The sequence below is a fragment of the Pseudomonas paeninsulae genome (assembly GCF_035621475.1).
Taxonomy (GTDB): Bacteria; Pseudomonadota; Gammaproteobacteria; order Pseudomonadales; family Pseudomonadaceae; genus Aquipseudomonas; species Aquipseudomonas paeninsulae.
The window spans coordinates 5,270,329-5,290,146 of the sequence record NZ_CP141799.1; the positions used below are offsets into that span (position 1 = coordinate 5,270,329).

24 protein-coding genes are annotated in these 19,818 nt (G+C 64.0%); 2 read left to right on the top strand and 22 right to left on the bottom strand.

Features of this window, described 5'->3' with window-relative positions:
- Nucleotides 1-64 precede the first annotated feature (64 nt).
- On the top strand, nucleotides 65-895 hold the full coding sequence (locus tag VCJ09_RS24310; protein WP_324732539.1) for an AraC family transcriptional regulator: 831 nt from the start codon (nucleotides 65-67) through the stop codon (nucleotides 893-895).
- Here the strand turns inward: VCJ09_RS24310 and VCJ09_RS24315 are convergent, their stop codons facing one another.
- The 21 genes from VCJ09_RS24315 to VCJ09_RS24415 all read right to left on the bottom strand — a co-directional run bounded on the left by VCJ09_RS24315 (nucleotide 896) and on the right by VCJ09_RS24415 (nucleotide 17,416).
- Nucleotides 896-1,483, bottom strand: coding sequence for a LysE family translocator (locus VCJ09_RS24315; protein ID WP_324732540.1), 588 nt, complete (start codon nucleotides 1,481-1,483; stop codon nucleotides 896-898).
- 135 nt (nucleotides 1,484-1,618) lie between these two features.
- Complete coding sequence (gene cfaB, locus VCJ09_RS24320; protein WP_324732541.1) at nucleotides 1,619-2,800, bottom strand: C17 cyclopropane fatty acid synthase CfaB; 1,182 nt, start codon at nucleotides 2,798-2,800, stop codon at nucleotides 1,619-1,621.
- An 80-nt stretch (nucleotides 2,801-2,880) separates the two neighbouring features.
- On the bottom strand, nucleotides 2,881-3,666 hold the full coding sequence (locus VCJ09_RS24325) for a DNA-binding domain-containing protein (protein ID WP_324732542.1): 786 nt from the start codon (nucleotides 3,664-3,666) through the stop codon (nucleotides 2,881-2,883).
- Entirely contained in the window at nucleotides 3,657-4,502 is an 846-nt protein-coding gene (gene bufB, locus VCJ09_RS24330) for an MNIO family bufferin maturase (RefSeq protein WP_324732543.1), read from the bottom strand. Before bufB ends, VCJ09_RS24325 begins: the two co-directional genes overlap by 10 nt.
- A 61-nt stretch (nucleotides 4,503-4,563) precedes the next feature.
- Complete coding sequence (bufA2, locus tag VCJ09_RS24335; RefSeq protein WP_324732544.1) at nucleotides 4,564-4,818, bottom strand: BufA2 family periplasmic bufferin-type metallophore; 255 nt, start codon at nucleotides 4,816-4,818, stop codon at nucleotides 4,564-4,566.
- A gap of 188 nt (nucleotides 4,819-5,006) precedes the next feature.
- The gene (locus VCJ09_RS24340; protein ID WP_324732545.1) at nucleotides 5,007-5,198 is read right to left on the bottom strand and encodes a 2-hydroxymuconate tautomerase; all 192 of its coding nucleotides are present in this window, start codon (nucleotides 5,196-5,198) and stop codon (nucleotides 5,007-5,009) included.
- Between the two features lie 55 nt (nucleotides 5,199-5,253).
- Complete coding sequence (gene dmpH / locus VCJ09_RS24345) at nucleotides 5,254-6,048, bottom strand: 2-oxo-3-hexenedioate decarboxylase (RefSeq protein ID WP_324732546.1); 795 nt, start codon at nucleotides 6,046-6,048, stop codon at nucleotides 5,254-5,256.
- The gene (dmpG, locus tag VCJ09_RS24350) at nucleotides 6,045-7,085 is read right to left on the bottom strand and encodes a 4-hydroxy-2-oxovalerate aldolase (RefSeq protein ID WP_324732547.1); all 1,041 of its coding nucleotides are present in this window, start codon (nucleotides 7,083-7,085) and stop codon (nucleotides 6,045-6,047) included. Before dmpG ends, dmpH begins: the two co-directional genes overlap by 4 nt.
- Nucleotides 7,086-7,096: 11 nt before the next feature.
- The gene (locus VCJ09_RS24355) at nucleotides 7,097-8,020 is read right to left on the bottom strand and encodes an acetaldehyde dehydrogenase (acetylating) (RefSeq protein WP_324732548.1); all 924 of its coding nucleotides are present in this window, start codon (nucleotides 8,018-8,020) and stop codon (nucleotides 7,097-7,099) included.
- Nucleotides 8,021-8,039: 19 nt separating this feature from the next.
- Nucleotides 8,040-8,825, bottom strand: a complete 786-nt coding sequence (dmpE, locus tag VCJ09_RS24360; protein ID WP_324732549.1) for a 2-oxopent-4-enoate hydratase — start codon at nucleotides 8,823-8,825, stop codon at nucleotides 8,040-8,042.
- Between the two features lie 13 nt (nucleotides 8,826-8,838).
- Entirely contained in the window at nucleotides 8,839-9,684 is an 846-nt protein-coding gene (locus tag VCJ09_RS24365) for an alpha/beta fold hydrolase (protein WP_324734729.1), read from the bottom strand.
- Nucleotides 9,685-9,703: 19 nt separating this feature from the next.
- Nucleotides 9,704-11,164, bottom strand: coding sequence for a 2-hydroxymuconic semialdehyde dehydrogenase (locus VCJ09_RS24370; protein WP_324732550.1), 1,461 nt, complete (start codon nucleotides 11,162-11,164; stop codon nucleotides 9,704-9,706).
- Nucleotides 11,165-11,198: 34 nt separating this feature from the next.
- Entirely contained in the window at nucleotides 11,199-12,119 is a 921-nt protein-coding gene (locus VCJ09_RS24375) for a catechol 2,3-dioxygenase (protein WP_324732551.1), read from the bottom strand.
- Nucleotides 12,116-12,454, bottom strand: a complete 339-nt coding sequence (locus VCJ09_RS24380) for a 2Fe-2S iron-sulfur cluster binding domain-containing protein (RefSeq protein ID WP_324732552.1) — start codon at nucleotides 12,452-12,454, stop codon at nucleotides 12,116-12,118. The genes VCJ09_RS24375 and VCJ09_RS24380 overlap by 4 nt, the downstream gene beginning before the upstream one ends.
- Nucleotides 12,455-12,465: 11 nt before the next feature.
- Nucleotides 12,466-13,527: an NADH:ubiquinone reductase (Na(+)-transporting) subunit F gene (locus VCJ09_RS24385; protein ID WP_324732553.1), complete on the bottom strand. Its 1,062-nt coding sequence runs from the start codon at nucleotides 13,525-13,527 to the stop codon at nucleotides 12,466-12,468.
- A gap of 10 nt (nucleotides 13,528-13,537) precedes the next feature.
- Nucleotides 13,538-13,897 (bottom strand): phenol hydroxylase subunit P4, encoded by a 360-nt coding sequence (locus tag VCJ09_RS24390; RefSeq protein ID WP_324732554.1) that lies wholly within the window; start codon nucleotides 13,895-13,897, stop codon nucleotides 13,538-13,540.
- A 63-nt stretch (nucleotides 13,898-13,960) separates the two neighbouring features.
- Entirely contained in the window at nucleotides 13,961-15,499 is a 1,539-nt protein-coding gene (locus VCJ09_RS24395) for an aromatic/alkene/methane monooxygenase hydroxylase/oxygenase subunit alpha (protein WP_324732555.1), read from the bottom strand.
- A 10-nt stretch (nucleotides 15,500-15,509) separates the two neighbouring features.
- Nucleotides 15,510-15,782, bottom strand: coding sequence for an MmoB/DmpM family protein (locus VCJ09_RS24400; RefSeq protein WP_407693057.1), 273 nt, complete (start codon nucleotides 15,780-15,782; stop codon nucleotides 15,510-15,512).
- 8 nt (nucleotides 15,783-15,790) lie between these two features.
- The gene (locus VCJ09_RS24405; RefSeq protein ID WP_324732557.1) at nucleotides 15,791-16,780 is read right to left on the bottom strand and encodes an aromatic/alkene monooxygenase hydroxylase subunit beta; all 990 of its coding nucleotides are present in this window, start codon (nucleotides 16,778-16,780) and stop codon (nucleotides 15,791-15,793) included.
- 47 nt (nucleotides 16,781-16,827) lie between these two features.
- On the bottom strand, nucleotides 16,828-17,097 hold the full coding sequence (locus VCJ09_RS24410) for a phenol hydroxylase subunit (protein WP_324732558.1): 270 nt from the start codon (nucleotides 17,095-17,097) through the stop codon (nucleotides 16,828-16,830).
- 175 nt (nucleotides 17,098-17,272) lie between these two features.
- Entirely contained in the window at nucleotides 17,273-17,416 is a 144-nt protein-coding gene (locus VCJ09_RS24415; RefSeq protein ID WP_324732559.1) for a hypothetical protein, read from the bottom strand.
- Nucleotides 17,417-17,595: 179 nt separating this feature from the next.
- Here VCJ09_RS24415 and VCJ09_RS24420 point away from each other — a divergent pair, with 179 nt between their 5' ends.
- Complete coding sequence (locus tag VCJ09_RS24420) at nucleotides 17,596-19,281, top strand: sigma-54-dependent Fis family transcriptional regulator (protein WP_324732560.1); 1,686 nt, start codon at nucleotides 17,596-17,598, stop codon at nucleotides 19,279-19,281.
- On the opposite strand, the gene VCJ09_RS24425 is transcribed toward VCJ09_RS24420, so the two are convergent.
- Nucleotides 19,248-19,784, bottom strand: coding sequence for a lecithin retinol acyltransferase family protein (locus VCJ09_RS24425; protein ID WP_324732561.1), 537 nt, complete (start codon nucleotides 19,782-19,784; stop codon nucleotides 19,248-19,250). The genes VCJ09_RS24420 and VCJ09_RS24425 overlap by 34 nt on opposite strands.
- Between the last annotated feature and the right edge of the window lie 34 nt (nucleotides 19,785-19,818).

Consider the following 19,818-nt stretch of genomic DNA (forward strand, 5'->3'; position numbering starts at 1 on the left):
TGTGCCGCTGGCGCAGCCGGCTATAGTCGGAGCCTTGGTCTGAATCAGTCAGCGGGCAGGCAACATGGCAACAGTGGATCAGCCGACCACCCCACGCTTCTGGCGCGACCCGGCCCTGCCGTTCGTCGAGGTGAGGGATGTGCTGGATGGGCGCCAGCTGTGCTACGCCAGGCATTCCCATGAATGCTTCTCGATCGGCGCCATCACCCACGGTCGCAGCACCTACCTCAACGAGAAGGCGCGCGAACGAATCGGTGCCGGCAGCGTGGTGCTGATGAACCCCGGTGACGTGCATGCCTGCAACCCGCTGGAGGGCCAGCCCTGGTCCTATCGCATGTTCTATGTGGATGTGCCCTGGCTGACCGAACTGCAGCAACAGCTGGGTTTCAGCCGCAACCAGCCGCTACACGCCTTCTCGACCATCCTCAGCCAGGATCCGATGCTCTACGTCGGGCTGAATCGCCTGTATGACCTGCTCTGCGACCAACAGGCCGACAGCCTGCGCAAGCACTGCGCCCTGCTGGAGTTCTTCGCCGGACTGCAGCGTCGCCTCGCCCCGGCGCCCCGCAGCCGCCGCGAGGACAATCCACGCGTGCACCTGGCGGCCGAGTTCATTCGCGCGCACTGCACCGAGGCGTTGAAGTTGGAAGACATCTGCGCGGCGGCCGGACTCTCCCCTTCCTACCTGACCCGCAGCTTCCGCCGCGGCTATGGCATGACGCCCCACGCCTACCTGATCAACAGCCGCATCCAATACGCCCAATCCAGACTCCGACAGGGCGGCGAGATCGCCGAGGTGGCCTTGGCTGCCGGTTTCGCCGACCAGGCGCACTTGCAGCGCACCTTCAAGCAGCTGCTCGCCGCCACCCCCGGCCAATACCGCCGCGCGGTCTGATCACGACCACAGCAGATAGAACGCAGACGCCAGCAGCAGCAGGGCCAGGGCGCGATTGAACAGGCGCATGCGCGGCGGTTGCTCCAGATATGGGCGCAGGAACGCGCCGGCATAGGCCCAGCAGGCGAGAGACAGATAACAGATGACGAAATACAACGCGGCGAACTGCCCGACCACGCCCAGTTCGCCGTCCGCCGCGTAGGCGCCCATGCCGGCCAGGGCCGCCAGCCAGGCCTTGGGGTTGAGCCACTGCATCACCGCGCCAGTGAGCAGGGTGGGTGGCTGTTGCGCCTTGCCACTATTGAGCCAGCCATCGTCCCGCGCCAGGCCGTAGGCCATATAGAGCAGAAAGGCCACGCCGGCCCAGCGGATCAGCGCCGCCAGCACCGGCCACTGCTGCAACAGGCGGTGCAGCCCCAGGCCCATGGCCAGCAATAACAGGGTGAAGCCCAGGGTCGCGCCGGTCACATGCCGCAAGCTGGCGCGCAGGCCATAGCGGGCAGCGGAACTGAGCGCCACCAGGTTGACCGGGCCAGGGGAAATCGAGGAAGCCAGGGCAAAGGCCGCCATGGAAAGCAGAAGAGTCATCGCATACCTGCCAGCATCGCCAGAGAGAAGGCGCAGACTGACAGGCGTGAAAGGCGCGGTATTGAAGGAAACTGCCCTGCTCAAGGCATGGGGCTGCCTACATTCATTACCGCGCGTATAGACGGCGTCCTAACCTCAGCGATACAGATCTGCACGGGTCCAGGGCAGGCCGTGGCTGCCATCGGCGTGCGGCTTGACCGCCAGGATCTGATGCAGGCTCATCCAACCACGGGCGAAACCGTAGGCGCAGCCGGCCAGGTACAGCCGCCAGATGCGCAGGGCTTGCTCCGGCACCAGCTGTGCTGCCTGGTCCAAGCGCTCCTCCAGCCGCGCGCTCCAGTGCTCCAGGGTGCGCGCATAGTGCAGCCGCAGGTTTTCCACATCGACCACCTCCAGGCCTGCTTCGCTGAGGTGCGCGGTCATGGTCGCCAGGTGCGGTAACTCGCCTTCGGGGAAGACGTAACGCCCGATAAATTCGCCACCGCCGCGCCCCACCGGCCGGCCATCGGTGAATTTCGCGGTGATGCCATGGTTCATCACCAGGCCTCCGGCCTTCACCGCGCCGAACAGACGCTGGCAATAAAGCGGCAGGTTGGCATGGCCGACGTGCTCGAACATGCCGACGCTGACCACCTTGTCGAATCGACCGTCCTGCGGCAGGTCACGGTAGTCCAGCAGTTCCAGGCGCACCTGCTGACCCAGGCCCTCGTCCTTGACTCGCTTACGTGCCAATTTCAGCTGCGCGCGACTGAGCGTGATGCCATGCACCTCGACGCCGAATTCACGCGCGGCGAAGCGCGCCAGCCCGCCCCAACCGCAACCGACATCGAGCAGCCGTTCGCCCGGCTGCAGGCGCAGTTTGCGACACAGGTGGCGCAGCTTGGCCTGCTGCGCCTGCTCGAGGTCTTCCGCGCCGGTCTCGAAGTAGGCGCAGGAATAGACCATCTGCGGGTCCAGCCACAGTGCGTAGAAGTCGTTCGACAGGTCGTAGTGGTAACTGATCGCCGCCGCATCGCTGTCCTTGTCGTGGGGCACGCGCGATCGCTCGCTGGGATCATCATCCGCCAGCGCCTGACTGAGGGCATCGCCGATGCGAATCACTTCGCTCATCGGCCCTTCCAGTTCCACCCGCCCCTCGACATAGGCACCGCCCAAGGCATCCAGACTGGGATGGGCCAGCTGCGCCACCAGACTCGGGTCTTTGACCACCATAGTCACCCGCGGCTCAGGGCCGAGGTCGAACTCTGTGCCGTCCCATAGGCGCAGGCGCAGGGGCAGTTGCAGGTCACGCAGGTTCGGCGGCAGATACGCGAGCATAGGAACCTCCACCTTTAAAAATAATTGAAAAGGTAGTTCAGATGACTCGGTTGTCAGCTATTCGGTTCCATAACAAGTGGCTATATGCCATATCGCTGTAGCAGACCATCGCTCAGCCACTGGCGCAGCCAGGTGGCGGCCTGCAGCGGCGCGTTGTCGCCAAGGTCGCTCAACTGCGCGCAGAGTTCGGCGAAGCTCCAGCCGGCCACGGCCATACCGTGCAAGGCCGCGGCTTCGCCGGGCTCCAGGCTGCGGTACTGGCTGATCAAACCCTGCCGCCAGATCAGGCAGACCTGCGGTTGCTCCAGCGCCAGGCTGCCAGGAAACGCCGTGTCATCCTTGAGTGCGCGCCAGACCGCCACGCTGTTATAGCGGCAGCTTTGCCACTGCACGCTGGGCAGCAGACGCACCTGCAGGGTCGGCCAGTCCTCGGCCGGCAGGCTGGCCATCTGCTGCAAACTCAAGGGATCGCCCGCAGGCGTATCGAAGGCCAGGCTGAACGCCCACTCCAGCCGTGCCAGCTCGCTGAGCGGCGCGCTCTGTTCGGCCACCAGATAGCCCTCGATAAAACTCGCGAGGCGCGCTCCCAACCAGCGCAAACTGAAGTGCTGCGAAGGATGAGCCTCGATATAGGCGCCAGCCAGCGCGTCGAACTCCTCATCGCCCAGCCAGCCATGTACGGCGTGGTAATCGCCGCGCAAGGCTTCCAGCAGGCGCGCGCGGTAGGCGTTGTGGTAAATCGCCAAGCCGTCTTCGGCGCTCAGCGCCGGGCTACCCAGCAGGCTGGCACGCAATGCCGGATTGGCTGTCGGGTCGCTGCCGAGCAGGTAGGCCTCGAGCTCGCGCTGCCAGTCGTTCAGGCGCATGTCGGCGCGCCCTCCAGAGCCACGGCGGCATAGGCACGGGCCTGGTCCAGTTCGGCGAGCAACTCCTCCAATGGCGGGTAGTGGTCGTCACGCTCCAGCAGGGTGGCAACCGGGCCGAGGTGACGCAGGGTGCGCTGGTACAGTTGCCAGACCGGATCGCTGACCGGCTGATCGTGGGTGTCGATCAGGTAGCTGCCGTAATCGCTGTGCCCGGCCAGATGCAGTTGGCGGATACGCTGCTTGGGCAGGCCGCTGATGAAGTCCCAGGGCTCGAAACCATGGTTGCGCGCGCTGACATAGACGTTGTTGACGTCGAGCAGCAACTCGCAGCCACTGAGCTCGCTGAGCGCGGCGAGGAACTGCCATTCAGTGAACTGATCGTCGGCACTGCGCAGGTAGCTGGAAACATTCTCCAGCACCAGCGGCCGCTCGAGCACGTCCTGCACCTGGCGCACCCGCGCGGCGACGTGCTGCAGGCTCTCCTCGGTGTAGGGCAGCGGCAACAGGTCGTGCATCTGGTGGGCGTTGCCGCGACTCCAGCACAGGTGATCGGAGATCCATGCAGGTTGCACCCGCTGCGCCAGGTGTTTGAGACGGCGCAGGTAGTCACGATCCAGCTCATGCGGGCCGCCAATCGACAGCGACACGCCATGCATCACCAGCGGGTAGTGTTCACCGATGGCGTCCAGGTAATAGAGCGGTTTACCGCCCTCGACCAGGTAGTTTTCCGAGAGAATCTCGAACCAGTCGACGTGCGGTCGCTGCTCGAGAATCGCTTGGTAATAGGGGGTACGCAGACCCAGGCCATAGCCCAGGCTGGATGATTCGACGGACATGCCAGGCTCCTTGAATATCCGCAGGACCGGAGTGGCCGAAGTACGGCCACTCCGCGTGCCGTCACTCGCCGACAGAACCCTTGGCGTTGTTGCACTCGGCCAGGGTCATGCTCTTGAAGCCCTGGCCCTTGCAGGCACCTTGGCCTTTGCAAGCGTTGTTGGCGGTCTTGCAATCGTTCTGGCCCTTGCAGCCGTTGACGCCGTAACAGTGAACTGCGGCTTCTTCAGCCACGACGACGGTGCTGGTCAGGCCGGCGAACAGGGTCGCGGCAGCAAATGCCAGGGCAGCGCCGGTAGCCATAGTCTTGGTAGTCATGGGGTAATCCTCAAATTGTTAGAGAGTGCCGGTCGCCGCAAGGTTTTGCACGCCGGTACTCAACTAGAGCGAGGTCGCGGCTTGGCGTTACAGGGCACGCGATACTTTTATCAATTGCCGTCGCCACCACAACGGCAATCTAGCACCCAGGATGAGCGCAGCGGTCTCTGCAGTTAACGCCAAGACTGCTAGCGCCTGACCTTGCTCGCCGGTTCGCCGCCAATGCCGAAGTGGTTTTTCGGCATCTCGGTGATGATCACCCGCACCCGTTCGATCGGCGCGTCCAGCGAGCGCGCCATGGCCTCGCTGACTTCGCGGATCAGGGTTTCCTTCTGCTCGTCGCTGCGACCTTCGAGGATATACAACTGGGCGATGGGCATGGCCTCGTCCTCCAAAAATAGGGGCGGCCCGCCTGTGCAGGCTGGCCGCGGGGTTTCAGATAAAGCGCGCAGACACCGAACCGAGGCCCTGGTAGCGCACGGTGATATTGTCGCCCGGCACCACCGGCACGGCGGCGGTGATGCCGCCGGTCATGATGAAGGTGCCGGCCGGGATGTGCTCGCCGCGCTCGGCCAGCAGGTTGGCCAGCATCGCCACGCTGGACAACGGATGGCCAAGCACCGCCGCACCGGCGCCGAGTTCCACCACCTCACCGTTCTTCTCCATGACCACGCCGAGGGTGCGCAAATCGACCTCCTCCAAACTGGCCATGCGCCCGCCGGTGATGAAGCGGGTCGAGGAGGCGTTGTCGGCGACCACGCTGATCAGGTCGAACTTGAAGTTCTCGTAGCGCGAGTCGATCACCTCGACGGTCGGGATCACGTAATCAATCGCCGCGATCACGTCGCCGAGATGGCAGCCCGGGCCACGCAGTGGCGCCTTGGTCACCACCGATATTTCCGCCTCGATCTTCGGGTGGATCAGCTTGGCGCAATCCACCACACCGCCGTCCGGCACGCTGAAGTAGTCGGCGAGGAAGCCATAGATCGGCGTTTCCACGCCCATCTGCGCCATCTTCGCCCAGGAGGTCAGGCCCATCTTCAGGCCGACGATCTTGTTGCCGCGGGCCTCCTTGCGCCGACGGATTTCCCACTGCACGTCGTAGGCGTCGGCGAAGGTCATCTCGGGAAAGTCGTTGGTCACCTTGCCGATGTCATGCGCATGCAGTTCGGCGTTTTCGATGTGCTCGGCCAGGGCCAGCACCTGTTCACGGGTCAGGGTACGGTTCATGCGCTCACCTTCTGCTGCTGACGGGCCCGGGCCATGTCCAGGGCCAGGTCTTCGATCATGTCTTCCTGGCCGCCGACTGTGCCGCGACGGCCCAGTTCGACCAGGATGTCGCGGGCCGACACGCCGTATTTCTTCTCGGCGCGCTGGGCGAACAGCAGGAACGAGCTGTACACCCCGGCATAACCCAGGGTCAGGGCGTCGCGATCGACGCGGATCGGCTGATCCATCATCGGCACCACCAGGTCCTCAGCGACGTCCATGATCCGGTACAGGTCGATGCCGGTTTCCACGCCCATGCGTTTGCACACCGCGACGAACACCTCCAGCGGGGTATTGCCGGCACCGGCACCGAGGCCGGCGACCGAGCCGTCGATGCGCACCGCACCGGCCTCGATCGCGGCCAGGGAGTTGGCGATGGCCATGCCCATGTTGTGGTGACCGTGGAAGCCGACCTCGGTGGCCGGGTTCAGCTCGGCGCGCAGCAGGCCGATCTTCTCGCTGACTTCATCGGGCAGCATGTAGCCGGCCGAGTCGGTGCAGTAGATGCAGTTGGCGCCGTAGCTTTCCATCAGCTTGGCCTGTTCCAGGACTTTTTCCGCGCTGATCATGTGCGCCATCATCAGGAAGCCGACGGTGTCGACACCGAGCTTGCGCGCCATGCCAATGTGCTGCTCGGAGACGTCGGCCTCGGTGCAGTGGGTGGCCACGCGGATGGTCGAGACGCCGCAGTCCAGGGCCATTTTCAGGTGGTCGACGGTGCCGATGCCGGGCAGCAGCAGGGCGGAGACTTTGGCCTGCTTGAGGTGCGGGATCACCGCGCGCAGGTACTCCTCGTCGCTGTGCGCCGGGAAGCCGTAGTTGATCGAACGCCCGCCGAGGCCGTCGCCGTGGGTGATCTCGATCAGCGGCATGCCGGCGGCGTCGAGGCCGGTGGCGACCGCGACCATCTGCTCCAGGCTGATCTGGTGGCGCTTGGCGTGCATGCCGTCGCGCAGGCTCATGTCGTGCAGGATGACGCTCTTGCCGTGCAAATTCATGGTGTTACTCCTCACGCGAACGCGATGTCGCGACGCGGCAGTTGAATGGTGCCGGCGGCGATTTCCTCGGCGAACATCTCGCCGGTACGCAGCGCGGCGGCGGTCATGATGTCGAGGTTGCCGGCGTACTTGGGCAGGTAGTCGCCCAGGCCTTCGACTTCCATGAAGATCGACACGCGGTTGCCGTCGAACACCGGGCCGTTCTTCAGGCGGTAGCCGGGCACGTACTTCTGCACCTCGGCGATCATCGCCTGGACCGAGGCGGTGATCGCGGCCTGATCCGGCTCGCTGTCGGTCAGGCAGTGGATGGTGTCGCGCATCATCAGCGGCGGCTCGGCCGGGTTGATGACGATGATCGCCTTGCCTTCCCTGGCGCCGCCGACCTGCTCGATGGCGCCGGCAGTGGTGCGGGTGAACTCGTCGATGTTCTTGCGCGTGCCCGGGCCGACCGAGCGCGAGGAGACGGTGGCGACGATCTCGGCGTAGGCCACCGGCTGCACGCGGGATACCGCGGCGACCATGGGGATGGTGGCCTGGCCACCGCAGGTGACCATGTTGACGTTCATTTCCAGGCGGCCGACGTGCTGCTTGAGATTGACCGGCGGCACGCAGTAGGGGCCGATGGCCGCCGGGGTCAGGTCGACCATCAGCACGCCCAGCGCATTGAGCTTGCGGCTGTTCTCGGCATGCACATAGGCCGAGGTGGCATCGAAGGCGATACGGATGTCGTCGTCCAGTACGTGCGGCAGCAGGCCGTCGACGCCTTCGGCTGTGGTCTTCATGCCGAATTCGCGGGCGCGCTTGAGACCGTCGGAGTTGGGGTCGATGCCGACCATCCACACCGGCTCGATCCACTCGGAACGCAGCATCTTCATCACCAGATCGGTACCGATATTGCCGGGGCCGATAATGGCCGCCTTGAGTTTCTTGCTCATGGGTTTGTCCTCTGTTCGATCAGGTGAAGCGCACGGAGGCGCTGCCGATGCCGCCGATTTCGACGCGCATGAAGTCGCCGGCCTTGACCGGCTCCAGGGGCACCAGGGAGCCGGAGAGAATCACTTCGCCGGCCTTCAGCGGGATGCCGAAACGACCCAGGGTATTGGCCAGCCAGGCCACGCAGTTGACCGGCGAACCCAGGGCCGCGGCGCCGGCGCCGGTGCTGAGCAACTGGCCGTTCTTCTCTACTAGCATGCCGCAGGTGACCAGATCGACCTGGCGTGGCGACACCGCCGTATCGCCGAGCACGAACAGGCCGCAGGAGGCGTTGTCCGCCACGGTGTCCTCGATCTTGATTTTCCAGTCGCGGATGCGCGAATCGACGATCTCGAAACAGGGCATCACGCATTCGGTGGCGGCCAGCACGTCGGCGTTGGTCACGCCGGGGCCGATCAGGTCCTTCTTGAGGATGAAGGCGATCTCGCCCTCGGCCTTGGGCTGCATCAGCCGCTGGCTGATCGGCACGGCCTCGCCGCTGTTGAACACCATGGCGTCGGTCAGGTAACCGAAGTCCGGCTGATACACGCCCAGCATGTTCTGCACGGCCTTGCTGGTGACGCCGATCTTCTTGCCGATGATCTTCTCGCCGGCAGCCAGCCGGCGTTCGAGCATGCGCAGGGAGATGTGGTAGGCGTCGTCGATGCTGATGGCGAAACCGCGTTCGCTCAGCGGCGCGATCGCCTCGCGGTTGAGCATCGCCTGGTACAGCTCGTCGCCGAGCTCGTTGATCAATATCTGGTCCATGCTTGTCTCTCTCTCAGGAAAGGGGGGCGGCCTCGTCGAGGAAATCCTCGACCAGACGGGCGAAACGGCCGGCGTGTTCGATCTGGGTCCAGTGGCCGCAGTGGCCGTAGATGTGCAATTGGGCGTTGGCAATCCAGTGGGCCAGGGTCAGCGAGGTTTCCAGGGGGATGATCTGGTCTTCACGGCCATGCACCACCAGGGTCTGGTGGGGCAGCGCGCGGATCGCCCGCTCGTCGCTGCACAGCGCCTCAATCCAGCGCTGGCGCGGGGCCGGGAACATGGCGGCGAAGGACTCCTGGAAGCCCGGACGGATGCTGGCCTGGTAACGCAGCTCGGCCAGTTCGTCGTTGACCAGGCCGCGGTCGAAGGCGAAGAAGTCGAGTAGCGCGCGCATGTTGGCCAGCGTCGGGGTATAGCCCCAGGCCGCATCCAGGCCCGGGGTCAGTTCGAAGGGCACGCCGACGCTGCCCATCAGCACCAACCGGCGCACCCGCTCGGGGTGACGCACGGCCAGGGCCAGGGCGATGGCGCCACCGAAGGAGTTGCCGACCAGGTCGGCCTGGGCGATACCCAGCGCATCCAGCACGCCGAGGGCATGCAGCACCCAGGTGTCGAGGTTGTAGTGAGCATCCGCCGGGCGCTCGCTGTAGCCGAAGCCGAGCATGTCCGGGGCGATCACCCGGCGCTTTTGGGCCAGCTCCGGCATGACCAGACGCCAGTTGGCCCAGGCGGTAACGCCGGGACCGGAGCCGTGGATCAGCAACAGCGGAAAGCCGCTGCCCTGCTCCAGCACATTGGTGCGCCAACCGGCGGCGAGGATCTCGCGGCCCACCTCCGGGCTCTCCACGGGTGCCTTCAGGGATACGTTCATGGGCGCCTCAAAGTTTCACGCAGATGTTTTTCAGTTCGGTGTAGAACTCCAGCGAGTGCACACCCCCTTCCCGGCCGATACCCGATTGCTTGCTGCCGCCGAAGGCGGTGCGCAGGTCGCGCAAGAACCAGCTGTTGACCCAGACAATGCCGGCCTCGATCTGCCCGGCGACGCGGTGGGCACGCGAGCTGTGCTCGGTCCAGATCGCCGAGGCCAGCCCGTAGGGCAGGCTGTTGGCCAGTTCGATGGCTTCCTCTTCCGTGTCGAACGGGCGGATATGGCAGCAGGGGCCGAAGATTTCCTCGGTGACCACCGCCGAATCGTCGGCCAGTCCGGTCCAGATGGTCGGCTGCACCCAGGCGCCGCCGGCCAGGTGCGCGGCCATCTGCGGCACACCGCCGCCGGTGACGACGGTGGCGCCCTCGTCGACCGCCTGCTGGTAGTAGCTGAGGACTTTTTCGCGGTGCTTGAGGCTGACCAGTGGGCCGAAGTTGCTGCTCGCGTCGTCCGGCGGGCCGATCACCAGGCTCTCGGCACCGGCCTTCAGGCGGGCGACGAACTCGTCGAAGATCGGCCGCTCGACATACACCCGCTCGGTGCCCAGGCAGACCTGGCCGCAGTTGGCGAAGGCCGAGCGCAGGGTGCCCTCGATGGCCTTGTCCATGTCGCAATCGGCGAACACGATGCCGGCGTTCTTGCCACCCAGTTCCAGCGACACCTGACGCACGCCCTTGGCCGCAGCGCGCATGATCAGCTCGCCGGTGCCGGTCTCGCCGGTGAAGGTGTAGGCGTCGACGTCCGCGTGCTCGGTGAGGAAGGCGCCGGCCGAATCGCCGCCGAAGCCGTGCACCACGTTGTACACGCCCTCCGGCACGCCGGCGGCCTGCATCACTTCGCCGAGCAGGGTGGCGGTCAGCGGGGTTTCCTCGGACGGTTTGACCACCACGGTGTTACCGCAGGCCAGGGCCGGACCGACTTTCCAGGTCATCAGCAGCAGTGGCAGATTCCACGGGCTGATCACCCCGATCACCCCCTTGGGCCGACGCACCGCGTAGTTGAGCGCGCCGGCACCGTCCGGGGTGGCCATCTCGAAGGCTTCGTTGGCGACATTCTTCAGCAGGTCGGCAAACACCTTGAAGTTGGCCGCACCGCGCGGGATGTCGATGTGGCTGGCCAGCGATTTCGGCTTGCCGGTGTCGAGGCATTCGGCGTCGAGAAACTCGTCGAAGCGGGCAGTGATGCCATCGGCCACGCGATGCAGGATCTCCGCGCGTTCGGCCACACTCATCTTGCCCCAAGGGCCCTTGAGCGCGGCACGCGCAGCCTTGACCGCGGTGTTGACCTCGGCACGACCGGCCTCGTGGACATGGCCGATCACCTGGCCGGTGGCCGGGTTGATGTCCTCGAAGGTGCGGCCGCTGGCCGAACCAACGAAAGCACCGTTAATGAAATGCTTGATCTCTTTCATCTGCGCAATCTCTGCAATAAGTCGAGCCGGGCCTTCAGGTCAGCACGGTGAGGAAACGTTCGTTGAGCACCCGGTCGTGGTAGAAGATCGCCTTGCCCAGCTGGTCGGCGGTCCAGGTCACCACCGGATGATCGGGGTAGTGGTAGTCGCCGCCGCAGAACACCTCGTTGCGGTTACCGGACGGGTCGAAGAAGTAGATGGTCTTGCCGTGGGTCAAGCCGTGGCGGGTCGGGCCGATATCGATCGAGGTGTCGGTCATGCTGATCAGGTCGGCAGCGCGCAGCACGTCCTCCCAGGTCTCGAGGAAGAACGAGGCGTGATGGAAGCGGCCCTTTTCTGGATGGAGGATGAAGGCCACGTCGTGCGCCTTCATGCACAGGCTGAGAAACTGGGCGATGCGCGTGCCGCCATCGAGCACCTGCTCGGCGAGGGTGAAGCCAAGCACCTCGGTGAACAGCCGCAGGGTCTCGTCCAGCTCGTCGCCGTACAGCAGGCAATGGTCGAAGCGCATCGCACGCATGCCCTTGAGGCCACGCGGCCAGGCTTCCGGGTTGACCTCGGCGAGACCCCACTTGCCGGTGACCTGCTTGTGCGCGAACAGCTCGAAGCGGTGTCCGGAGGGCGAGGTGAACTGCACCCGGCGGCCGCAGTCCTTGAGTTCGCCGGCCGGCAGTTCCTCCACCTGGCAGCCGAACTCCAACAACTCGCCGGCCAGGCGGGTCAGGCAGGCATCGTCGATCACCTTGAAGGCCATGAAATCCATGCCCGGCTCATCGGCCTCGCGCAGCACCACGGAGAATTTGTCGGTCTCGGTCCAGGCCTTGAGGTAAACCCGGCCTTGCTCGTCGCGGTCGACCTCGACCAGGCCGAGCAACTCGACGTAGTGTTCCAGGGCCTTAGCCATGTCCAGCACGCGCAGTTGCACGTGGCCGGGACGCATCACACCTTTTTTCATAACGACACCTTTTGTCTTTGTTGTGGGTCGACCGTGTTTTCGCTGCACGGTTTTTGGTCACGCTCGATACACAGATCGCTACGGGCAAACAGGCGGCAGGCCAAGGCGTAGCCCTGTTCGCGCGCCGCTGTCGGGACGTGCTTGCAGCTCATCCGCCCGCACTCGTAGTCACCCGCCAGCACCCGCACCTTGCACAGGCCACAGCCGCCACCCCGGCAACCCACCGACACGCAGAACAGCCCTTGCTGCTCCATGGCGGTCAGTACCGGCAGCGCCTCGTCGCAGTTGAAGTGCTGGCCGCTGCTGACCTCGGTCACTTGATGTTGTCTGCCCATGGCGGCGGCCCTCAGATCCGCTTGAACAGCGCGGAACGCTGGCCATCGGCGGCGCCATCGGCGGCGGTGAGGAAGCGCTCCATAAAGATGTCGCGCTCGAACAGGCGGCCCTGCATCAGGGTGCTGATAGCCGCATCGATCATCGGTGGCGGCCCGCACAGATAGGCTTTGTGCCCGCTGAAACGACCATCGAAATGGGCCTTGGCGGCGTCATGCACGAAGCCCTTGAAGCCCTGCCAGGTCGGATCGTCGGTGGCCTGGCTGAGTGCCGGCACATAGCTGAAATTGCGGTGCTCGCGGGCCAGGCCCTCGAACAGTTCGCGGTTGTACAGTTCGGCGACGTTGCGTGCGCCCTGGAACAGGGTGATCTGGCGGCTGTCGCCTTGTTCAAGCAGGTCGAGGATCATCGATTGCGGGCTGGACAAGCCCGAGCCACCGGCCATGAAAATCAGGTCGCCTGGCTGCGAACCACGCACGAAGAACTGCCCGTAGGGGCCGGACAGCTGCAGTTGATCGCCGACCTTGAGCCGCTGGTGGATATAGCTGGTGGCGGCGCCGCCCTCGACCAGGCGCACATGCAATTCAACCTCGCGGGCCTGGCCCGACGGGTTGGCCAGGGAGAAGGCCCGGCTGCCTTCAATGCCTGGCAGGTCGAGGTTGACGTATTGCCCGGACTGGAACGCCATTGATCGATCCAGGCGCAGGTGCACGCCCTTGATGGTCGGCGACAGTTCAACGATAGCCGTCACCGTGGCGTGGAAATCCACCACCGGATGGCCAAGAAAGTCGGGATCGACGTCGATGTCGGCCTCGATGGTCACGTCGCTCTGCACGGTGGCGCAGCAGGCCAGCACCTTGCCCTCTTCGCGCTCGATGTCCATCAGGGCGAAGGGTGAGGCGGCGCCGATCTCGACGTCGCCTTCCAGCACCTGCACCTTGCAGGTGGCACAGGTGCCATGGCCGCAGGCGAAGGGCAGCCACACGCCCTGACGCAGGGCGGCCTGGAGGATGGTCTGGCCCTCCTCCACTTCGATCACTTCGCCGGTCGGCTCGATGGTGACGTTGTAACTCATGGTGCTCACCTCAGCTCGCGGAGTTGCCCAAGCCGTTCAGGCCGGGGGTTTGCAAACGCAGCATGTCCTTGTGACACAGGCCGTTGGCGTCCAGGCTGGCGGCGAAATCCGGCTCCCAGGGCTCGTCGTTGAGCAACCAGACGCTGGCGCTGAAATCGACCTTGGCGGTATCCGGGTGCGCGGCCATGGCCGGACGCAGCACTTGCTCGCACAACTCGGTGAAGCCCATGGCCGGGTTGACCGCCAGGGCGAACGGCGAGCAGAACATCAAGTGGCGATCCCAGCCCACGAACAGCAGGCGATTGCCGTGGAAGTTCGCTTCGAGGTCGAGCGGGGGAAAGTCATAAGACCCGATGGAATTGACAGTCATGAAGAGGTTCCTCTTGTTCTTGGTATGGGAAGGAGCGGGACGGCGCTGCCGTCCCGCGCCGGCTCAGCTCGCCTTGGGCAGCGGGGCGACGGCCGGATTCAAGCCCTTCCACTCCAGCCAGCGCTGGTGCTCGGGCGAGCCTAGGTACTCGAAATTGTCCTCGCCGATGTTGATGTTGTAGTAGTCGCGGACCACCGATTCGACGTCGGCACCGCCACAGTTGCCCTGGTAGATCTGGTGCACCGGCAGCCAGGCCTGGACATACTTTTCCGGCTGGTTCTTGAAGATGTCGCAGCAGCCATCCGAGCAGAAGTGGTAGCGCTCGTCCTCGTGCACATGGCTGCGATGGCTGAGCTTGGTGGCGTCGTCCGGCTCGGTGAAAATGACCGGAATCTGGCACACCTGACACAGCTGCGGCAGGGTGTTGTTGTAGAAGCGCTCACCCTTTTCCTGCTGCTCGCGCCAGAGGGTGAAGCGTTCGCGGTAGTACTTGTCGAAGGTGTTCGGGTACTTGGCCGACAGCCAGTCCATCTCCTCCTCGTTGGGCATCCAGGTGTGGAAGTTGGTCGCCTGGCTGTACTGGTAGAAGGTCGCCCAAGCCTGGTGGGAGACGTGCTCCTTGCCGATGGTCGACTGCTCGACGTACTTCGGCGCACGGATGCCGTAGCGCTCCAGGTCCTTGAACAGCGCGCCGCCAGCCTGCTCGAAGTAGACCTCCCAGGCTTCGGCCCAGGACATCACTTTGTTCGGCAGCATGTAGTCCATCATCATCCCGACCAGCGACAGCAGACGGTTGCCACGCCAGAACCACTTGTCGATCCAGCCCTGGATGATCGGCACGTTGTCCTCATGCTGCTCGAGCATGAACTTGATCACTTCCAAGCCCAGGGTCATGTGCCGGGCCTCGTCGGACTGCGCCGAGAAGCCGAAGGTGACGGTAGCCATGTCGCCGTTATAGGCCGCGCCGGACATAAACGGCACGAACAGCAGGTTGGTCAGCACGTACTCGAAGGAGAACGAGATGGCAGTGAGAAACTCGAACGGTCCGGCCGTGCGCGCATCGTCGAAGAACGATTTGGGCACCGAGAGGAACCACACGCGATCGTGCATGTGGGCGAAGTCATGCAGGCCGTTGAAGTGCTTGTTGTAATGGCTCATCGCGTGCACTTGAGTCTGCACGTGGCGCAGCTCGTCGATCGCCTGCATCTGGCAGGCCACCCGCGCACCGGCGCCACTGAACTGCCGGCCGACTCGGGCGAAGCCCTGATAGGCCTGGTACTCCAGTGGCGAGATACCACTGAGGAACAGCTTCAGCGCGTTGACGTAGCGCGCATCGGAGATGGTCTGCTGGCCGTTGTTCTGGGCGAAGGCGTCGAGAATGGCGTAGAGCTTCTTCTCCTTCTCGGCCTGGTACTTCCAATAGGAATCCATGGTCAGGCGGAAAGGATCTTCCCACTTGTCCCAGTCGGTAATTTTGATACCTTCGAAGTCCTCGTGAGGGAAGATGTCCTTCTTGTCCTGGTAGCTCGGCTCCCAGTCCAGATCGCGGGTCAGGTAGCGGTATTTGTCTTTGAGGCCGAGTTTTTTCTTGTTAGCGGTCATGGCTTGGCTCCTAATTTTTCCACTCGAGGACAAAGGCATCGTCGTCCTCGTCGACGCTGCCGCCGATGGTGATCACGTCCAGCAGCATTTCCTGCACGTCCCAGGCGCGGCCGAGCCGCTCTTCCATGGTGTCGCGACGGATCTCCAGACGGCCTTCGGCCTCGATGCGAATCATCGCGGGCTGGTGCTGGACCACCGCATGAGGGTTGTCATGGGTGATGCCATCCACCAGGTAGCGGGCGTTGTCGTTGTCCTGCAGGACGAGGTAAACGAGCGACATGATCTGAATCCTTATTGAATGTTCAGGCCGAGCTTTTTCAGCCGGGCGAGGAAGTCCTGACGCACGCTGGCGAATGCGGCGCCGCCGGCGCTGATCTCGGCCAGCGGTGTCTGCGCCTCAATGGCACGGGCCAGCCAGTACTCGACCCAGGCTTCGATCTGCAGGCGATTGCTCTCGCTCTCGGCGGCCACGGTCTTGACCATGGCATCGACCCAGCGGCTGCTCTCGGCGAACCACTGGCGCATGAACTCGGTGAGCAGGCCGACATCGCCGGCGCCTTCGGCGCTCAGGGTTTCGTCGAACTGCTGGTAGATCAGCGGGAACAGCAGGCCATCGCTGACCAGGTTCTGCGCCAGACTCAGCTCGAACCAGTCCTTGATCACGAAGCTGTCCTCGACGTAGCGGCGCAAGCCTTGCCAGAGCGGGTCGTCGAGCCATAGCTGCTTGCCCTGCTCGAGGGCCGCGGTACCGCCACCGTCGAGCAACAGGCCGATACGCGACAGGTATTGGGCGATGCCCAGACGATCCATGGCGTGGTAGATGTGCATCTGGGTCACGGTGGAGGCGACGGCGTCGGCAGCGATGCCGCTATTGTTCATGTTGGCGCCCAGTTCGGCGTGACGCAGCGGCACCAGTGCCCGCAGGATGCGCGCCCGCTGCTCGTCGCTCAGGCGCGCCAACAGCTCGCGCTTCTCGCAGAAGGCGTACTCATGCTCGGTGGTTTCCTGCATGCGTGCGCGGGTCTGCACATAGGTGCCGTAGTAGTACTGCCGCGGATCGCTGACCGCATACCAGTCGCGCATCACCAGGCAGGTGCGACTCGGATCGTTGAGCAGCTTGTCCGGCTGCCACTGCGGGCGGTAATGGAAATTGATCTTGGACTCAAGATCGTAGCTGGCCTCCTGATAGCGGCTGGCCGGCTTGTCGCCGAAGCGCCTGCGGATATGGCTGAAGGTCTGGCGGATCGGCGCCACCGTATTCGTCTTGATTTCTATGCTCATCTCGACCGTACCTGTTGTTGTTGTGTGTGGCTGCCGTGGGCAAACCCTTAGTCGTGTTTACCCGGCATGCGGCTGCCGACTTCACCGAAGCGCCACTTGACCATGTCGTCGTCGACTGCCTGGGCCATCGCTTGGCTCATCACCACCACGTGGTTGTGCTGGCAGAACTGGGTGAACGCGGCTTGCGGCAGGATCAGTTCGACAAACAGGTCCGGGTAACCGATGGCGAAGTCGAACTCGACGAAGCGGGCACCAGGCTCGCTGCGCACCCGGATGTAACGCGGCAGGTCTTCAAAGCGGGGCTCAAGCGTGTTCATGTTCGGGCCATCTCCCTTGGTGGCGGGTGCTAGGCCTAACGCAACGGCTGTGCCAATGCTCAAAAAAAACTTATAACTCAATGATTTATAAAGAAATATATAATTTAATGACGACAAAAGGCGCACCGCTCGGCGCGTGATGGTCAAGCCAATCGGGGGATTTTTGATGATTTGATCAAACGCCACGGGCCGGCTTGAGCAAATGCTCAGCCGCCGGGAAGGGGCTGCGTCGGGACGGGGCGAGCAGCGTCAATTTCATCAATTGGTTGACTTCCAGACGCGCATGGATCTGGATATGGTGGCTGCCGAGTCGAGCCACGAGGCCCTGCCCCAGACCTCGGCCGCCAACCACCCCGGACCCTTCCATTGACGGAAAATGCAGGGAAAAGCAGGTTATTTGCAGACATCTTCAGCCGTTTTCAGAGGTCGAATGGACAGCCTGCTAACCGGCTCGAGGTGGTTCTCCCCTTAAAAAAACAATCATGGGGCCCTATTGCCATGGCAATCAGGTACAAGCCACAACTGCAACACTCGGACTTTCAGGATCTGAGCAAACAGATCCGTTTTCAAAGCCTGGAAGGCAAGATCTGGTTCGGCGAACAGCGCATGTTGCTGCTGCAAGTCTCGGCCATGGCCAGCTTTCGTCGAGAACTGGTGGGCATTCTCGGTATCGAGCGGGCCAAGGGCTTCTTCCTGCGCCTGGGCTATCAGTCCGGCCTGCGCGATGCCGAACTGGCGCGCAAGCTGCGTCCGCATTGCAGCGAACAGGATATCTTCCTCGCCGGTCCACAACTGCACTCGCTCAAGGGCATGGTCAAGGCGGTCCCCACCGAAGTGGATATCGACATCCAGGCCGGGCGTTTCTATGTCGAGGTGGAGTGGATCGACTCCTTCGAAGTGGAGATCTGCCAGAGCGAGCTGGGGCCTATGGACGACCCGGTGTGCTGGACCCTGCTCGGCTATGCCTGCAGCTACTCCTCCTCGTTCATGGGCCGCGAGGTGATCTTCAAGGAGGTCACCTGCCGCGGCTGCGGCGACGACAAATGCCGGATCGTCGGCAAGCCGGCCGAGGAATGGGACGACACCAAGACGTTCAAGCAGTATTTCAAGAGCGACCCGATCATCGAGGAGCTGTACGAGTTGCAGTCGCAACTGGCCTCGCTGCGCACCAGCCTGCAACGCCAGGAGGGCCAGTACTACGGCATCGGCCAGTCCCTGGCCTACACCAAGGTCTGTCAGATGATCGACAAGGCCGCCCAGGGCAAGGTCTCGGTGCTGTTGCTCGGCGAAAGCGGCGTCGGCAAGGAGGTGATTGCGCGCAGCGTGCACCTGCGCAGCGCCCGCGCCGAGCAGCCGTTCGTCGCGGTCAACTGCGCCGCCATTCCACCGGATCTGATCGAGGCCGAGTTGTTCGGCGTGGAGAAGGGCGCCTTCACCGGCGCGCTGCAGTCGCGCATGGGCCGTTTCGAGCGGGCCAACCAGGGCACCATCTTTCTCGACGAAGTGATCGAACTGAGCCCGCGTGCCCAGGCCACCCTGCTGCGCGTGTTGCAGGAAGGCGAGCTGGAGCGGGTCGGCGACAACCGCACGCGCAAGGTCGACGTGCGAGTGATCGCCGCCACCAACGAAAGCCTCAGCGAGGCGGTCAAAACGGGCAAGTTCCGCGCCGACCTGTTCTACCGGCTCAACGTATTTCCGGTGAGTATCCCGCCCCTGCGCGAGCGCCTGGAGGATATTCCGCTGCTGGCGGAGCACTTTCTCCAGCGCTTACACAGCGAATACAACAAGAAGACCCTGGGCCTTTCCGACCTGGCCATGGAGGCCTGCATGCACTACCCCTGGCCAGGCAATATCCGCGAGTTGGAGAACGTCATCGAGCGCGGCATCATTCTCACCGAGAGCAACGAGAGCATCAGCCTCGAGGCCCTGTTCCCACAGTTACAGCTGGAAGAGTTGCTGGAAAGCCGGCTCTCCAACGAAGGCACCTTGCTACAGCCGGCCGCCGAACAGAACTGGATCGAACAGGTCTTGGGTTCAGGCCTGAGCCTGGACGCCATCGAAGAGCAGTTGATGCGCGAAGCCATGCAGCGGGCAGGCAACAACGTCTCCGGCGCGGCGCGCATCCTCGGCTTGAGCCGCCCGGCCCTGGCCTACCGATTGAAGAAGGTCGGTATCGAGGCCTGACAGGCTCGTAGCAGCTGCGGGTTAGCCCGCACCAGTAGCCTGGGCAACAGGCGCCAGACCAAGCCCAGCGCCACCAAGGGACGCGCCAGCAGACCGCGCACCTGGTCGCTGCGCGGGCAGCCATAGCGACACCAGGTGCAGAAGTGCTCGCAGTTGTTGGTCAGCAGCCGATAGCGGCTCTCGCCAAGCCGCGAGCGGGCCCTGGCCACCACCTGCCCGGCCGCGAAGCCGGGCAAGGGCCGGTACTCGATCCACACCGGCCGGTTCGCCGCGAACCGCTCGAGCGGCACCTCTTCCACCGGCCCGGCCTGCAGCGACTCGCACAACCCGGCGTAATGCACCACGCGTCCGCTGCCGACATAGATGCCGTGATGGCAATAGCCATGGCGCGGCGTGACCAGGTGTGCACCCAGCGGCGGCTCGACGTCTGCGTCGATATCCCAGAGCACCTGTCGTGCCCCGCGCATTGCGCTTGCCTGGAAAAACGGGAGGGTACTGCTCATGGCCGGCTCCAACCTGCGAAGCCCTTGGCTGGCC

Bases quoted from the DNA above. Each gene is read 5' to 3' on its own strand.
- VCJ09_RS24315 (WP_324732540.1), bottom strand. From the start codon at position 1,483: ATGACTCTTCTGCTTTCCATGGCGGCCTTTGCCCTGGCTTCCTCGATT.
- dmpH (WP_324732546.1), bottom strand. From the start codon at position 6,048: ATGAACCGTACCCTGACCCGTGAACAGGTGCTGGCCCTGGCCGAGCAC.
- VCJ09_RS24410 (WP_324732558.1), bottom strand. From the start codon at position 17,097: ATGAACACGCTTGAGCCCCGCTTTGAAGACCTGCCGCGTTACATCCGG.
- VCJ09_RS24310 (WP_324732539.1), top strand. From the start codon at position 65: ATGGCAACAGTGGATCAGCCGACCACCCCACGCTTCTGGCGCGACCCG.
- VCJ09_RS24375 (WP_324732551.1), bottom strand. From the start codon at position 12,119: ATGAAAAAAGGTGTGATGCGTCCCGGCCACGTGCAACTGCGCGTGCTG.
- cfaB (WP_324732541.1), bottom strand. From the start codon at position 2,800: ATGCTCGCGTATCTGCCGCCGAACCTGCGTGACCTGCAACTGCCCCTG.
- bufB (WP_324732543.1), bottom strand. From the start codon at position 4,502: ATGTCCGTCGAATCATCCAGCCTGGGCTATGGCCTGGGTCTGCGTACC.
- VCJ09_RS24395 (WP_324732555.1), bottom strand. From the start codon at position 15,499: ATGACCGCTAACAAGAAAAAACTCGGCCTCAAAGACAAATACCGCTAC.
- dmpE (WP_324732549.1), bottom strand. From the start codon at position 8,825: ATGGACCAGATATTGATCAACGAGCTCGGCGACGAGCTGTACCAGGCG.
- VCJ09_RS24405 (WP_324732557.1), bottom strand. From the start codon at position 16,780: ATGAGCATAGAAATCAAGACGAATACGGTGGCGCCGATCCGCCAGACC.
- VCJ09_RS24355 (WP_324732548.1), bottom strand. From the start codon at position 8,020: ATGAGCAAGAAACTCAAGGCGGCCATTATCGGCCCCGGCAATATCGGT.
- VCJ09_RS24325 (WP_324732542.1), bottom strand. From the start codon at position 3,666: ATGCGCCTGAACGACTGGCAGCGCGAGCTCGAGGCCTACCTGCTCGGC.
- bufA2 (WP_324732544.1), bottom strand. From the start codon at position 4,818: ATGACTACCAAGACTATGGCTACCGGCGCTGCCCTGGCATTTGCTGCC.
- VCJ09_RS24340 (WP_324732545.1), bottom strand. From the start codon at position 5,198: ATGCCCATCGCCCAGTTGTATATCCTCGAAGGTCGCAGCGACGAGCAG.
- VCJ09_RS24370 (WP_324732550.1), bottom strand. From the start codon at position 11,164: ATGAAAGAGATCAAGCATTTCATTAACGGTGCTTTCGTTGGTTCGGCC.
- VCJ09_RS24420 (WP_324732560.1), top strand. From the start codon at position 17,596: ATGGCAATCAGGTACAAGCCACAACTGCAACACTCGGACTTTCAGGAT.
- VCJ09_RS24380 (WP_324732552.1), bottom strand. From the start codon at position 12,454: ATGGGCAGACAACATCAAGTGACCGAGGTCAGCAGCGGCCAGCACTTC.
- VCJ09_RS24385 (WP_324732553.1), bottom strand. From the start codon at position 13,527: ATGAGTTACAACGTCACCATCGAGCCGACCGGCGAAGTGATCGAAGTG.
- dmpG (WP_324732547.1), bottom strand. From the start codon at position 7,085: ATGAATTTGCACGGCAAGAGCGTCATCCTGCACGACATGAGCCTGCGC.
- VCJ09_RS24425 (WP_324732561.1), bottom strand. From the start codon at position 19,784: ATGAGCAGTACCCTCCCGTTTTTCCAGGCAAGCGCAATGCGCGGGGCA.
- VCJ09_RS24390 (WP_324732554.1), bottom strand. From the start codon at position 13,897: ATGACTGTCAATTCCATCGGGTCTTATGACTTTCCCCCGCTCGACCTC.